General features: G+C 37.4%; 15 protein-coding genes and 1 riboswitch. Of the genes, 14 read left to right on the top strand and 1 reads right to left on the bottom strand.

Annotation, left to right across the window (positions count from 1 at the left end; all coding sequences use genetic code 11):
• Positions 1-50: 50 nt before the first annotated feature.
• From ABC255_RS09310 to ABC255_RS09375, 14 genes are all read left to right on the top strand, one after another.
• Entirely contained in the window at positions 51-941 is an 891-nt protein-coding gene (locus ABC255_RS09310) for a superoxide dismutase (protein WP_412992970.1), read from the top strand.
• Positions 942-1087: 146 nt separating this feature from the next.
• On the top strand, positions 1088-2233 hold the full coding sequence (locus ABC255_RS09315; RefSeq protein WP_412992972.1) for a D-alanyl-D-alanine carboxypeptidase family protein: 1146 nt from the start codon (positions 1088-1090) through the stop codon (positions 2231-2233).
• Positions 2226-2813 carry a nucleoside recognition domain-containing protein gene (locus ABC255_RS09320; RefSeq protein ID WP_335536749.1) on the top strand — a complete coding sequence of 196 codons (588 nt, stop codon included), beginning with the start codon at positions 2226-2228 and terminating at the stop codon, positions 2811-2813. Before ABC255_RS09315 ends, ABC255_RS09320 begins: the two co-directional genes overlap by 8 nt.
• A 5-nt stretch (positions 2814-2818) precedes the next feature.
• Positions 2819-3355 carry a spore maturation protein gene (locus tag ABC255_RS09325; RefSeq protein WP_335536750.1) on the top strand — a complete coding sequence of 179 codons (537 nt, stop codon included), beginning with the start codon at positions 2819-2821 and terminating at the stop codon, positions 3353-3355.
• 210 nt (positions 3356-3565) lie between these two features.
• Positions 3566-4303 (top strand): 23S rRNA pseudouridine(2605) synthase RluB, encoded by a 738-nt coding sequence (gene rluB, locus ABC255_RS09330; RefSeq protein ID WP_335536751.1) that lies wholly within the window; start codon positions 3566-3568, stop codon positions 4301-4303.
• A gap of 103 nt (positions 4304-4406) precedes the next feature.
• Positions 4407-4931: a thiol-disulfide oxidoreductase ResA gene (gene resA / locus ABC255_RS09335; RefSeq protein WP_412992975.1), complete on the top strand. Its 525-nt coding sequence runs from the start codon at positions 4407-4409 to the stop codon at positions 4929-4931.
• Between the two features lie 23 nt (positions 4932-4954).
• On the top strand, positions 4955-6586 hold the full coding sequence (gene resB / locus ABC255_RS09340; RefSeq protein ID WP_412992977.1) for a cytochrome c biogenesis protein ResB: 1632 nt from the start codon (positions 4955-4957) through the stop codon (positions 6584-6586).
• On the top strand, positions 6587-7771 hold the full coding sequence (ccsB, locus tag ABC255_RS09345) for a c-type cytochrome biogenesis protein CcsB (RefSeq protein ID WP_412992979.1): 1185 nt from the start codon (positions 6587-6589) through the stop codon (positions 7769-7771).
• Between the two features lie 175 nt (positions 7772-7946).
• On the top strand, positions 7947-8663 hold the full coding sequence (locus ABC255_RS09350; protein WP_045517393.1) for a response regulator transcription factor: 717 nt from the start codon (positions 7947-7949) through the stop codon (positions 8661-8663).
• Complete coding sequence (locus ABC255_RS09355) at positions 8660-10441, top strand: ATP-binding protein (protein WP_412992981.1); 1782 nt, start codon at positions 8660-8662, stop codon at positions 10439-10441. Before ABC255_RS09350 ends, ABC255_RS09355 begins: the two co-directional genes overlap by 4 nt.
• 204 nt (positions 10442-10645) lie before the next feature.
• Entirely contained in the window at positions 10646-11197 is a 552-nt protein-coding gene (gene sigX, locus ABC255_RS09360) for an RNA polymerase sigma factor SigX (RefSeq protein WP_412992983.1), read from the top strand.
• Positions 11172-12341: a hypothetical protein gene (locus ABC255_RS09365; RefSeq protein WP_412992985.1), complete on the top strand. Its 1170-nt coding sequence runs from the start codon at positions 11172-11174 to the stop codon at positions 12339-12341. The genes sigX and ABC255_RS09365 overlap by 26 nt, the downstream gene beginning before the upstream one ends.
• Positions 12342-12521: 180 nt before the next feature.
• Entirely contained in the window at positions 12522-13244 is a 723-nt protein-coding gene (locus ABC255_RS09370; RefSeq protein ID WP_412992987.1) for a peptidoglycan DD-metalloendopeptidase family protein, read from the top strand.
• 93 nt (positions 13245-13337) lie between these two features.
• A riboswitch (FMN riboswitch) is annotated at positions 13338-13472 on the top strand.
• 168 nt (positions 13473-13640) lie between these two features.
• On the top strand, positions 13641-14210 hold the full coding sequence (locus ABC255_RS09375) for an ECF transporter S component (protein ID WP_335462641.1): 570 nt from the start codon (positions 13641-13643) through the stop codon (positions 14208-14210).
• A gap of 108 nt (positions 14211-14318) precedes the next feature.
• Here ABC255_RS09375 and ABC255_RS09380 read toward each other — a convergent pair whose 3' ends face one another.
• Positions 14319-14567 (bottom strand): ferredoxin, encoded by a 249-nt coding sequence (locus tag ABC255_RS09380; RefSeq protein WP_066060880.1) that lies wholly within the window; start codon positions 14565-14567, stop codon positions 14319-14321.
• Between the last annotated feature and the right edge of the window lie 38 nt (positions 14568-14605).

A 14605-nucleotide genomic window follows, 5' to 3' on the forward strand; every position in this document is an offset into this window, starting at 1 on the left:
TATTTTTCATACCTTTTAGGGGTAGATTCGAAATAAAAGGGTGGGATAGTATGAATCGATTTAGTCAGTATGTCCACGAGTTATTTGAATGGAATGAGCAAATGAAGCAGTTTCTTGATACCGATGATGTCAAAGATAACTTAGAGTTATGGGAGGAGCTCGAACATTTCACTGAATTGATCGAGAATACCAGTGAATCATTATCTGATCATGACATGTTAAGTCTTCAATCAAAAGCAGAAGAAATTCATGAAAATCTGGAGAGTTATTTTTCTCGTAAACAAGGAGTGGGGAATATTTGGGGTGAAAAAAAGACTGTCCCGCCTGGCGGTCACACACTCCCAGAGCTCCCATATGCCTATAATGCCTTAGAGCCCTATATCTCGGAGGAAATCATGAGGCTGCATCATGATAAGCACCATCGCTCCTATGTAGAGGGGTTAAACAAAGCGGAGGTAAATTTAAAGAAGGCTAGAGATAACGGTGATTTCTCCCTCATAAAACATTGGTCAAGAGAGTTAGCCTTTCATGGTTCAGGGCATTACTTGCATACAATTTTTTGGAAAAATATGATCCCAAAAGGAGGGGGAAGCCCGCAAGGACTTCTAAAAAAAGAAATAGAAAATTATTTTGGCAGTTTTGATAAATTTAAAAAACAATTCTCTGAAGCAGCAAAACAGGTCGAAGGTGTAGGGTGGGCGATCCTCGTGTGGTCTCCGCGTGCCAGGCACCTTGAAATATTACAATCAGAAAGACATATGCTGTTAACGCAATGGGACACTATACCTCTATTAGTTTTAGATGTTTGGGAACACGCATATTATCTACAGTATAAGAATAATAGAGCTGGCTATGTTGACAATTGGTGGAATCTCGTAAACTGGAATGATGTCGAAATGAGGTTTGATAAAGCCTCTGAGGTTAAGTGGCCAGCATTTTAAATGGTTAGGCAATCGGCTAAAGTCGATTGCCTTTTCAATTTTTAGGACAAATAGTCATATCAAGCCTTGTCCTGCATAATATTTTAGAAAGCAAGGGCAGTAAGTATTGCTGCTAGAAATGTTAACGAAGGGGACGAGGTAAACTTATGAGAATGATTTGGAAGCTAGTCATTTTTGCCCTCATGGTCTCACTATTCATTGCAAACATTCCTCAAAAGGTGGATGCTTCCGTTTCCGTAAGTGCACGTGGTGCAGTTCTAATGGAGCAAGAATCAGGGCGTGTCCTATTTGAGAAAGATGCCCACACAAAACGAAGGATCGCTAGTATTACGAAGATCATGACGGCAATTCTTGCGATCGAATCGGGAAAAATGAATGAATTAGTGAAAGTAAGTGAACAAGCTACCCGTGCGGAAGGGTCGTCTGTGTATTTAAAGCCTGGGGAAAAAATTAAGCTGGAGCATTTAGTATATGGTTTAATGCTTAGGTCTGGCAATGACACGGCCGTGGCAATTGCTGAACATGTTGGGGGAAGTTTGGATGGGTTCGTCTATTTAATGAACCAAAAGGCTAGAGAGATTGGTATGTTGAATACTCATTTTTCTAATCCACATGGTTTAGACGACCATGAAGACCACTATTCAACGGCTTATGATATGGCTCTATTAACTCGGTATGCTATGCAAAATGAGACATACCAAAAAATTGCTGGAACCAAGAATTATAAAGCACCAAATCCTACTGAAAATTGGGATCGAGAGTGGAAAAATAAAAACCGCTTACTTACCAAATACAAATATACGACTGGCGGTAAAACAGGGTATACAAAACGTGCAAAAAGAACCCTTGTTTCAACAGCAACCAAAGGGGACATGAGTTTAATTGCGGTTACATTGAATGCTTCGGATGACTGGAATGATCACATTGCCATGTATGAAAATGGTTTTAAAACCTTTGATATGGCGGAAGTGTTGTCAAAAGGAAAGGTAGATATTAAAACAAATAAGGTTTATCAAAAACATCTATATATAAATAACACTATTGTTTACCCTGCCACTAATGAGGAAATGGAATTGTTCTCTATAAAATATAAACTGAATAAGCCCGGAGAAGATTGGGAGGACTCAGATCATAATGGGGAAGCCGTTGGTAAAGCACAGGTTTTCCTGGATGGAAAAGTGGTTAGAGAAACACCTATTTATTATCAAGGAGGTCCTGAGAAGAAAAAGGGACTATTTGATTCACTAAAAAATATATTTCTTTCTGTTATAGGCGTGAAATTATATGGTTAATTATATTTGGGTTTTCATGACAATTGTTGGTTTCATTTTTGCAATGTTTAACGGAACAATGGAAGAAGTAAATAAAGCAATATTTGATGGGGCAAAGGAGGCAGTGACTCTCTGTATTGGATTGATCAGCATTCTTGTTTTTTGGCTGGGAATGATGCGAATTGCCCAGGAATCAGGCTTACTTGAATTATTATCTAAGTTGTTTCGCCCGCTGGTTAAGAGATTATTTCCTGATGTACCAACGAATCACCCAGCAATGGGATATATATTATCTAATATGATTGCCAATATGTTTGGCCTGGGTAATGCAGCCACGCCGCTTGGAATTAAAGCAATGGAGGAATTGAAATTATTGAATGGCGGCAAGAATTCGGCCAGCCGTTCAATGGTTACGTTCTTGGCAATAAATACAGCTAGCATTACCATCATACCTACAACAGTCATTGCAATTCGAATGAACTATAATTCTGCATCCCCAACTGAAATAGTTGTACCAACGTTAATTGCGACCATCATTTCAATGCTCGGAGCAGTTATGATAGATCGTTATTTTTATAATCGACGAAGTCGTAAAGGATGATTGGAATGGAATTTCTTTCTCTCATATCCCTAGGTTTTATCCCAGTTTTAATAGGAATTATCCTCCTTTATGGAACGATTAAACAAGTTCCGACCTATGAGAGTTTTGTTGAAGGTGGAAAAGAAGGAATTAAAATTGCTTTTTCCATCATTCCATTTCTTGTAGGCATGTTAGTAGCGATTACTGTCTTCCGGGCCTCAGGTGCTTTAGAAGCGCTAATGAATTGGATAAGGCCCATGATGGAAGCAATCGGTGTCCCAGCGGAAATTGTCCCACTAATTTTAATTAGACCCATTTCTGGGACAGCGGCACTTGGCATGACAAGCGATTTAATTGCTGTCTATGGTCCTGATTCTTTTATTGGCAGGCTCGCATCTGTTTTGCAGGGCAGTACAGATACCACCTTTTACGTGTTGACTGTGTATTTCGGGGCAGTCGGAATCAAAAAAATGGGGGACGCCTTAAAGGTTGGATTACTTGCGGATGTAGTGGGGATTATAGCAGCTATTGTTGTAGTATTATTAGTATTCGGAGCACAATAAAATAAGCTGATAAGAAAAAGCAGATTCCTAGGAGAGATATACCAAATGGGGTCTGCTTTTTATTTTTCTACAATAAGATAACCGTGCTTTGAAAAAAGGCAATTTTGTGTCATAATTCATTAGGAAAGAATAACTAATTGTTTTCCTAATAAACCTGTGTTGCAGCACATGGTATTCAAAATAAAAGGTAAACAGCTGAGGTGGATCATAATGGAAAGATTGCAAAAGGTAATAGCACGAGCTGGAGTAGCTTCAAGAAGAAAATCAGAAGAGTTAATTAAAGAAGGTAAGGTAAAAGTCAACGGAAAAATAGTTACTGAGCTAGGCGTGAAAGTTACATCATCTGACAGGGTTGAAGTGAATGGAATCCAAATTGAGAAGGAGGAGCCTGTTTATTTTCTACTATATAAACCGCGCGGTGTCATTTCGAGTGTAAGTGATGATAAAGGAAGAAAGGTAGTAACTGATTTCTTTCCCTATCAACAAGAGAGAATTTTCCCGGTGGGACGGTTAGATTATGATACTTCCGGATTATTGCTGCTAACAAATGATGGGGAGTTTGCAAATTTACTTATGCACCCTCGTAATGAAATAGAAAAAACTTATGTGGCTAAGACGAAGGGAATTCCTTCGAAAGAGAATCTAAGAAAATTGGAAAGAGGAATTCGACTCGAGGATGGTAAAACTGCACCTGCTAAGGTCAAAATACTTTCCGTTGATAAACAAAAACAAACAGCAATCATAGAAATCATCATACATGAAGGGCGAAATCGTCAGGTTCGGAGAATGTTTGAAGCTATTGGACATGAAGTTCTGAAACTGAAACGAGAAAAATATGGTTTTTTAACATTGCATGGATTATCTGCAGGGGATGCTAGAGAATTGACACATCATGAAGTGAAGCTATTAAGAGGACTATCATTGGAGTCTACTAAAAAAAATTCATAAAGCTGTCACAATTGCATTTGAATGTTTTTACTATAGATATAGTGAAAAGTGATATAATTTAGGCAATTGTGTTTAGAAATTGAAACTTTCAGGGGGGAGAAAGATGAAAAAACGGCGATTAATAATGAGGACAACAATCCTCTTTGTTCTTGCTGCGGCCGTTGCCTACACGCTGTATGCCAACTTAACTAAGGAAAATAGAATGAAAGTGGAAGTTGGTAAACAAGCTCCTGATTTTGTATTGGTTGATATGGAAGGTGAAAAACATAAACTTTCCGATTATAAAGGACAGGGAGTATTTTTGAATTTTTGGGGAACATGGTGTAAGCCGTGTGAAGCGGAAATGCCTTATATTAATAATCAATATAATCATTATAAAGACAAAGGTGTTCAAGTGCTGGCAGTTAATGTCAGTGAGTCTGAATTAGCCGTAAATCGATTTGCAGAACGAAAGGAGCTAGACTTTCCTATAGTAATCGATAAAGACTCTCAGGTTCAGGCTGCATATGGAATTGACCCTCTTCCTGCAACGTTTTTAATTGACAAAGATGGGAAAGTGGTTAAATATCATACAGGAACATTAACTGAGTCAACAGTAAGGGAGTTTATGGAGAAAATTAAACCTTAAGGGTTTGTAGGGAGTTTTTTGCAATGAAAGATGTTAAATGTGAATGCGGACATGTAAATCCACATGGAACCGTATTGTGTGAGGCATGCGGAAAGGTTTTTGATGAAGAATCAAAAGATAAATCGCTTCTGGATATGCGTTATGAAGGCAGTGCTCGCCGTTCACAAACATATAATAAATCCATTGTTGATAAAATATGGAACTTTTTTTCTTCCGTTAAGGTAGGTGTCTGGCTTATTGTCATCACCTTAGTTGCTTCTGCAGCAGGGACGATTCTTCCACAGGAAATGTACATACCTCCTACTATGCCTGCAGAAGAATATTATGAAGATCAGTATGGTTGGTTTGGGAAATTATACTATGAGTTAGGCTTTAATAATTTGTATAGCTCATGGTGGTATTTAGTATTAATCGCAATGATAGGCATTTCTCTGGTTATTTGTAGTTTAGACAGGGTGGTGCCATTATATAAGGCACTTAAAGCTCAAAGAGTAACAAGGCATGAGGGCTTTTTAAAGCGCCAGCGTATATTTGGAACAAGTGAGAATGTTGATGAACAAGACATCGCTGCTGTTAAACAACGATTAAAGGCAAAACGCTATTATGTAAGAGAAGAAAATGGGGACTTGCTAGCCGAAAAGGGTCGTTTTTCTCGTTGGGGTCCATATGTGAACCATGTGGGATTAATTATTTTCTTAATCGGTGGCATGCTGCGATTTGTTCCTGGAATGTACATTGATAAAGTCTTATGGCTTCGTGAAGGTGAGACCAAGGTTGTTCCTGAAACTGATGGACAATACTATGTAGCGAATGAAAAGTTTATTCTGGAAAATTATGATAAAGATAAGGACAAAACCTTTGAAGCAGCCATTGATCGAGCTGGTATGGTAGTGAAAAATTATCAGACAAACGCAGTCCTTTATAAAAGAGTAGGACCTGCTATTCCTGGGGAAAAGCCAGAGTTAGAAAAAGTTAAAGAACACAAAATCAGAGTCAATCAGCCATTGAAATTTGAAAAATTTGCTTTATATCAAGTAGACTACAAGCTCGATGAACTTAATACAATGTCTTTCTCTTTAACGAACAAAACTAGCGGGGAAACCTTTGGTGATATAAAAATAAATCTTTACGATCCAAAGCCGAAATACGATCTGGGAAATGGATATCATGTTGAAGTATTGAGTTTTTTCCCAGACTTTGAATTTGCAAAAAACGGGGAGCCGACAACAAAATCAAGGATACCTAATAATCCTGCCTTTGTGTTCAAAATGACATCACCGGAAGTACCAAATGGGGAAACGAGCTTTGTTGCGATTCAACAAACCATTGAACCCTTAGGTGATAATAAATACAAAATGGCGTTCAAAGGAATCGAAACGAAAAATGTCACTGCCTTAACAGTTCGAAAAGACTTAACGATCTGGATTATTATTTTAGGCGGTATTCTCTTTATGATTGGTGTCATCCAAGGCGCTTATTGGAACCATCGCAGAATTTGGGTACAAAACAAAAATGGCGAAATCTGGATTGCTGCTCATACCAATAAAAATTGGTATGGTCTCAAAAGAGAAATAGATAGTGTACTATCAGAAACGAAAATTAATATACCTAATGATCAGATTCAAAGTGAGAAATTGGATAAGGAGGGAGTCTAGTTGGTAACAATAAGTAGTAATTTACTTTATATTGCATTTGTGCTTTATTTAGTTGCGACCCTCTTCTTTGGTGGAGCCATCAAGGCTAAAAAAGATATAGAAGAAAAAAAAGGTACAAATCGCTGGGGAAAAATTGCTGTTTTTTTAACAATTATAGGCTTTATTTCTCAGGTGGGATATTTTATTACCAGATGGATTGCTGCTGGACATGCACCTGTAAGTAATCTATTTGAGTTTACAACCTTTTTCGGAATGTGTCTCGTTGGTGCATTCATAGTCATTTATTATATTTATCGGACACCGCTTCTTGGGTTGTTTACTATGCCTGTTGCGATTCTTGTTATTGCTTATGCAAGCATGTTTCCCAGAGATATTTCGCCATTAATACCAGCATTGCAAAGTGACTGGCTTCATATCCATGTTACAACCGCAGCCTTAGGTGAAGCGATTTTAGCAATTAGCTTTGCGGCCGGATTGATTTATTTAGTAAAGGTAATCGATCAATCTAAAGCGAGTAAGAGAACTTTTTGGCTTGAAACGGTGATGTTTGCGTTAGTAACTACACTAGGGTTTGTTCTTGTTTCCACATTATTCTCTAGTTTGGATTACAAAGCAGAATTTAATTGGGTTGATAAGAATGACCAAGCGGTGACAATGGAATTTACCATGCCAGCCATTACGGGTCCTCATGAAGGAGAACTCCTAACAAAAGGGAAATTTGAACCACTCGTTGAAATGCCTGCATTAATAAATGCGAAAAAAATGAATTCTGTTATTTGGTCATTTATTGGAGGATTTATTCTCTATGGGTTAATAAGATTAATACTAAGAAAACGTATTTCTGCTGCACTTCAACCTTTAGTAAAAAATATTAACCTGGATTTTGTTGATGAAATTAGCTATCGTTCAGTACTAATTGGTTTCCCTGTATTTACTTTAGGGGCATTAATTTTCGCTATGATCTGGGCGCAAATTGCCTGGACCAGATTCTGGGGCTGGGATCCTAAAGAGGTATGGGCGTTAATCACATGGTTATTCTACGCAGCTTTTTTACACCTCCGACTTTCAAAAGGATGGCATGGGGAAAAATCAGCATGGCTTGCCGTGATCGGTTTTATCATTATCATGTTTAACTTGGTGGCAGTAAACCTAGTTATCGCAGGTCTCCATAGTTATGCTGGATAATAATAATATTAAATTCTATAGCCTTTACTTTTTCCAAGTAAAGGCTATTTTTCAAATAAAAAGATAAAAATTAGTCCATTTGTCAAAAATTCGACACTTTTTGTAGAGACAATTACGATTAATTATAGATTAAAATAGTCACATTTTGTAAAATAACTGCATGGGGGGATTATTAATGGATAAAGACGTTAAAATTTTAGTAGTAGATGACGAGGAAAGAATTCGCCGTTTATTAAAAATGTATTTAGAGCGTGAGGAATATTCAATTGATGAAGCAGAGGATGGGAATGAAGCCTTAACGAAAGCGATTGCAAATGATTATGATGTAATCCTTTTAGACTTAATGATGCCCGGAAAAGATGGTTTAGAAGTGTGCCGGGAATTAAGGGAAAAGAAGGCCACACCTGTTATCATGTTAACTGCAAAAGGTGAAGAGGTCAATCGTGTCCAGGGCTTTGAAGTGGGAACAGACGACTATATTGTTAAACCATTCAGCCCAAGAGAAGTAGTACTGCGAGTAAAGGCCCTATTAAGAAGGTCATCTCAAACTAGTTATCTCCAGACAGATACAACAACGAAGGATGTTATTGTGTTCCCGCATTTAACAATCGACAATGACGCACATAGAGTTTTGGCTGATGGTAAAGAAGTAAGTTTAACTCCAAAAGAATATGAATTACTTTATTTCCTTGCTAAAGCACCGGACAAGGTGTTTGATCGTGAGCAATTACTGAAAGAAGTATGGCATTATGAATTTTTTGGAGATTTGCGTACCGTTGACACACACGTTAAACGTCTTCGCGAAAAGTTAAATAAAGTCTCTGAGCAGGCAGCAAGAATGATTGTTACAGTTTGGGGAGTTGGTTACAAATTTGAGGTAGTTAATGAATGACCTTTTTACGAAGTGTAGTTGGTAAACTCTGGTTTACCATAATATTTTTGGTGGCCTTTATCCTTTTCATCTTAACTGTAATGCTTCTTGAGTTTTTTGAGAATAACACCATTATGGAAACCAAAAATGATTTAACTCATCAGGCTGAGAAAATAGCTAAAGTATTAGAAAGTCATCCAGATGAGCAATTTCCTTTAGGGTTAGAAATCTCTTGGGAAATTATTGATGAAGTTACAAATGTTGTTATTATTAAAAATGACCAGGAAGTCTATATCTCTCCAAACACGGAGAAATCAGTAAAGTTATCGGTTCCGGACATCCGAAATGATGTAGAATTGTCGAAAGTATTTGAGGAAAACAGAACAGTTGAAAAAGTCTCAAGGCTTTCTTCTAATGAATTAAAACAAGACAGTGCAAAGCATTCAATCATCGGTGTTCCGCTGCACATGAATGATGGACAAAATGGTGCTGTTTTTATTTATCAATCATTGGAGGTAGTTGAAGAGACTACTCATTCAACAACTAATTTTATATTACTTGTTGCGGGTGTTGCAATTATCCTTACAACTATTTTTGCTTTCTTTTTGTCTACCAGGATTACTGCTCCATTAAGGAAAATGAGAGAAGCAGCATTCGAAGTAGCAAGAGGGAAATTTGATACGAAAGTACCCATCCTAACACATGATGAAATTGGGGAACTTGCTACAGCTTTTAACCAAATGGGCCGGCAATTAAAGTTTAATATGAATGCCCTTAGCCAAGAAAAAGAGCAGCTTGCTAGTATCCTAAGTAGTATGGCAGATGGTGTAATAACATTTAACCGTGATGGAACGATCTTAATAACTAATCCTCCAGCAGATCGCTTCTTGCAATATTGGTACTACGAAAAGGGGGGACCTGGTAACACTTCTGGGGAAATACCAACAGAAGCTATGGAACTTTTTCAACGAGCTGTTGATACGGAGAAAGAGCAGGTAGGGGAAATTTCTCTTCAAGGCCGCCATTGGGTCATTCTGGTCAGCCCGCTATATAGTAACCGATTTATTCGGGGAGCAGTGGCTGTACTTAGAGATATGACAGAGGAAAGGGTATTAGAAAAAATGAGAAAAGATTTTATTGCAAATGTTTCTCACGAGCTTCGAACACCGATTTCCATGTTACAGGGCTATAGTGAAGCAATTGTAGATGATATTGCTGAATCACAGGAAGAGAAAAAAGAGATGGCTAAAGTCATCTATGATGAATCATTAAGGATGGGGAGACTTGTTAATGAGCTTCTTGACCTCGCTAGAATGGAAGCAGGGCATATTCAATTAACACTCGATGAGGTAAACCTCCATTCGTTTATGAATAGAATCGTCCATAAATTTCAAGGGCTGGCAAGAGACAATGAAATTCACCTAAGTGCTGACCTGGAAAATGATATACCGAATATATTATTTGACCCTGATCGGATTGAACAAGTGCTGACCAATTTAATTGATAATGCTATTAGACATACTCCACAAGGGGGATCAGTTAGATTACTTGTAAAAACTGATGATTTCGGCATAAAAGTCGAAGTGTCGGATTCTGGTTCAGGTATACCCGAAGAAGATTTACCATTTGTTTTTGAACGTTTTTATAAAGCAGATAAAGCACGAACTAGAGGAAGAGCTGGTACTGGATTGGGACTAGCTATTGCAAAAAATATAATTGATGCTCACCGAGGGCATATTTCCGTCCAAAGTAAAATTGGACAAGGAACGACATTTACCTTCTTACTTCCACGAAAATAAGAAAAAAATGGCGATTTCTCTTGATTCACGGGAAACAATTAAATGCGGATTAAGAAACAAAAAACTTATCGATTTACTGGTGAGTTTTTTGTTTTTTTACTTTTTGAACAAACCTTCACTTTTTGGCTTAAAAAGTCTATATTTAAAATATGTAACTTTTTGTACATAAGTATCGACTAATTCTATGAACGGGGAGGGGAATGGATGGACTCCGTTTTCGATGAACTATATCAAAAATATCATCATGACGTTTTTCAATTTTTATTTTATATGGTAAGAAACAAAGAGCAGGCAGAGGATTTAGTACAAGAAGTATATATAAGGGTGTTTAAATCCTATCATCGTTTTGAAGGAAAGAGCAGTGAAAAAACGTGGCTTTTTTCTATTGCACGGAATGTTGCAATTGATTCATTTCGAAAGCAAAAGGGATGGAAGGGGAGGCTGCTTGAAAAGTTAGATTGGTCTTCCAGCCAAGTAAAAGATGAATATCCAATTCCAGAAGAAATTATGGTTCATAAAGAGGAAGTCAAATGGATTTATCAATGTTTAGAGCATTGTACTGTGGATCAACGTTCTGTTGTCATTTTACGTTTCTTAAACGATTTATCTATTACCGAAACTGCCGCAACCTTGGGGTGGACAGAGAGTAAAGTGAAAACAACACAGCACCGCGCTTTAAAGGTTTTAAAGAAGTATATGGAAATGTTTAATGAAAAGGAGGGATCTGAAAGTGAAAAAGTCAGAGTGGAGCGATAAGCAGCTCGAAGAATTACTAAGGCAAATGCCCCAAATACATGACGATCGCAATCCTCGTGACATATACCAAAATCTTCCTATAAAAAAGAGAAAAAGACCATCATGGCTCATTCCGGGTTTTGCAGCTGCGGCCGCCTTACTCCTATTTTTCTTATTAGTTCCTAAAATGTTAAATGGAACACAAAATTCTTTTGATAGTGCAAAACAGGAAGATTCGTCAAGTGAAGCAAAGATAAGCAAATCTGATGATCACTCATCGCTTTTAATGAAAAAAGAGGATAGTATATCAGGTTCTGAACCTGAAATGCGGATAACCGAAATGAATAAAACTTCATTACTTGATGATGAAGTGGGGGATGGAACTGTAATCACCTATTGGATTCCTGATTCTCAGGCACAAAATCTGGTACCCATATCAATTGTTATTACTCCAGATGATAATAAGAATTGGTTAACTAATTTTACAGAATCAATGGAATTATTAAATGAAGAGGAATGGGGACTATCTGATTATTATCCTGTAAATGCCAAGTTCGAATTGGACAACACTAAGAATGCTGTCATTGTTGACGTACCTAAAAATCATCAATATGGGCAAGGTTCTACAGCAGAAATTAATTTTATAACTACGCTTAAGAATAATATAGCTTCAAACAGTAATGTAAATAAAATCATGCTAAAAACAGATGGTCAGCCGGGTATAGAACTTGGTAATTATGGGGTACTGGAAGAAATAGAAGTAAAACCAGAAGGAAAACACGCCTATTTCTTTTATAAACCTGACGGAATGGACACCACCTACCTAGTCCCTTCGATTGATACGTATCAAGACATAAACGCTGCTTTCGAAGCAATGAAGACCGATCATCAAGAGCTAGGTCTAACAGCCTCATTAGTACCTTCCTTCCCTATTAAGGAGGTTACAACCAAAGAAAATAAATTAATCATCACCTTGGAAGAAAACGCAGCAATGGAGAATAACCTGGAAACCGTGTACTCCTATGAAGCTATTTTATTAACTGCTAAGGATTTTGGGATTGATACGATAACCATATTGAATGCTCCGATTCAGCTTTTAGGACCCTTTGATTTAACGCAAGAAATGAAAGTCCCACTAGCGCCGAATCTTCGTCAAATCCATTAATAATGAGTTAAAAAGATTGACCATAACAAGGTTAATCTTTTTTTGTGTATAAAAAACCATTTGTCTCCAAATTATAACAAGTATGTTCAACCGCTCTCATCAAACTATATGTTCTAAACTTGAATTGGTTAACATATGGTTTGTGGAGGAGAGGATAAGATTAAGGAGGAAAATAATTAAATGCGAGACTACATAAGGCGGCTTTTAATTGCCGCAATTATGGCGCTTTGTGTCAGTTTATTATTTTTAGGAGGTAAACAGACTGAAGCGAGTATGCAGGATTCACAAGAAATAAAAGCTGGATGGATATGGCCAACGGATGGTGTCGTATCTGATACATATGGGACAAGGCATGGAACACATAAAGGAATAGATATAGCTGGGAGCCTTAATTCACCAATAGTTGCTGTAGAGGATGGCGTAGTAGGTAAATCCTATTATTCAGAAACGTATGGGAATGTTATCTTTATTAAACACCCAAATAATTTTGTTACCGTATATGCTCACTTAAATAATCGACTTGTAAATGAGGGACAAGAGATTAAACAGGGCCATAGAATTGGAACCATGGGAAGAACGGGTGAATCTACAGGTGTTCATCTCCATTTTGAGAGTCATCAAATTGAATGGACGTATGATAAGAAAAATGCTATTGACCCTGAAAGATTGCTTGGGAAGGCTGAGGTAGGTGTGGCAGTTAAAGGTGGAATGGAAGGTACTGCTGAGAGTCTAGCAGCCAGTACAAATGTGAGAGGTGACAATGCACATTATATTGTACAAGCAGGGGACACCTTATCATCCATTGCTTTGAAAAGCAATTTATCAGTTGCAAAACTTAAAGAAGTCAACCAGTTAAAATCTGACCTCATCTTGCCTGAACAGGTTTTAGTAATCCAGAACTAATAAATAAATTGCGCTAACCGTCACAATTGGTTAGTGCTTTTTTCTTTTCAAAATTGATTAATATTAGTATAATTAAAAAGTAATTAAATATCGATCTATCTTCGGGGCAGGGTGAAATTCCCGATCGGCGGTATTAGAGTATTAACTCTCTTGAGCCCGCGAGCCTTTATGGCAGGATTTGGTGTGATTCCAAAGCCGACAGTATAGTCTGGATGGGAGAAGATGGAGGTTCTTGCGACGTTCAAAAAATGCTGTTATACTGAACGTTTATTAAGAGTGCCTTTGTAAACTCCCTCAAGATTATTTTCTTGAGGTTTTTTATTTTACTGGGACACCTTAAAAGCAGCACGAACCTCTCTTCCTAACTTGATGGATCAAAAAGGAGAGAGGAAAAGAATGAAGAAAAAAATGAGTGTCAAAGCAATTGTTTCAATTGGAATGCTGAGCAGTATCGCATATCTTTTAATGCTGATAAACTTCCCGCTTCCGCCATTTCCAAATTTCTTATTTATTGATTTCAGCGATATCCCAGCATTAATCGCAGCTTTAATTTTTGGACCTGTGGCAGGAATATTAGTTGAGTTTTTCAAGAACGCACTGAATTATATTGCAACTGGAAGTGCAACTGGAATTCCAGTTGGCCATATTGCTAATTTCCTTGCGGGTATTCTATTTGTATTACCAACCTACTATGTATACAACAAGATGAGAACCCGAAAAGGAATGACAATCGCACTGATTGCAGGGACCCTTATTATGGCGGTAATGATGAGCATTTTAAACTACTTATTTATTTTACCGGCATATACCTCGCTGTTGAAGTTTCCTGACATGCGAAATTTAGTGGTACCGGCGATTTTACCATTTAATATCATTAAAGGCATAATCATGTCTTCTATATTTATGCTGCTATTCATCAGAATGCAGTCATGGATTAATAAATTAACAATTGTAAAAAGTGCTTAAAAGCAAAGAAACCAAGTGCATGCTTGGTTTCTTTTTTTTGCTAAGAAAAAATAACCCCCGTCAAAGGTGACGAGGGTAGCAGCTTAACAATATTTTAATGACAAAATATTATTCGAATTTAGTTGGATTGCCGTCAAATGACTCGTCAGCAACTTTAATTGAATCAGTTGGACAGCCTTCAAAAGCATCCATCATGTCATCAATTAATACATCAGGGATTTCAACAATACCCTCGTTATCATCAAGAGTTACAAATGCAATGCCCTCATCATCATAATCGTAAATGTCTGGTGCTGCTGCTCCACATGCTCCGCATGCAATGCAAGTTTCTTTGTCAACAATCGTGTACTTTGCCATGAAAAAAAAACCTCCCAATAAAATAACTTACTCATTCC

Source organism: Neobacillus canaveralius, from assembly GCF_047237705.1.
GTDB classification, from domain to species: Bacteria; Bacillota; Bacilli; order Bacillales; family Cytobacillaceae; genus Neobacillus; species Neobacillus niacini_K.

Coding starts and splice junctions, on each gene's coding strand:
- ABC255_RS09375 (WP_335462641.1), top strand. CDS start 13,641: ATGAAGAAAAAAATGAGTGTCAAAGCAATTGTTTCAATTGGAATGCTG.
- ABC255_RS09315 (WP_412992972.1), top strand. CDS start 1,088: ATGAGAATGATTTGGAAGCTAGTCATTTTTGCCCTCATGGTCTCACTA.
- rluB (WP_335536751.1), top strand. CDS start 3,566: ATGGAAAGATTGCAAAAGGTAATAGCACGAGCTGGAGTAGCTTCAAGA.
- sigX (WP_412992983.1), top strand. CDS start 10,646: ATGGACTCCGTTTTCGATGAACTATATCAAAAATATCATCATGACGTT.
- ABC255_RS09320 (WP_335536749.1), top strand. CDS start 2,226: ATGGTTAATTATATTTGGGTTTTCATGACAATTGTTGGTTTCATTTTT.
- ABC255_RS09350 (WP_045517393.1), top strand. CDS start 7,947: ATGGATAAAGACGTTAAAATTTTAGTAGTAGATGACGAGGAAAGAATT.
- resB (WP_412992977.1), top strand. CDS start 4,955: ATGAAAGATGTTAAATGTGAATGCGGACATGTAAATCCACATGGAACC.
- resA (WP_412992975.1), top strand. CDS start 4,407: ATGAAAAAACGGCGATTAATAATGAGGACAACAATCCTCTTTGTTCTT.
- ABC255_RS09325 (WP_335536750.1), top strand. CDS start 2,819: ATGGAATTTCTTTCTCTCATATCCCTAGGTTTTATCCCAGTTTTAATA.
- ABC255_RS09310 (WP_412992970.1), top strand. CDS start 51: ATGAATCGATTTAGTCAGTATGTCCACGAGTTATTTGAATGGAATGAG.
- ABC255_RS09370 (WP_412992987.1), top strand. CDS start 12,522: ATGCGAGACTACATAAGGCGGCTTTTAATTGCCGCAATTATGGCGCTT.
- ABC255_RS09355 (WP_412992981.1), top strand. CDS start 8,660: ATGACCTTTTTACGAAGTGTAGTTGGTAAACTCTGGTTTACCATAATA.
- ABC255_RS09380 (WP_066060880.1), bottom strand. CDS start 14,567: ATGGCAAAGTACACGATTGTTGACAAAGAAACTTGCATTGCATGCGGA.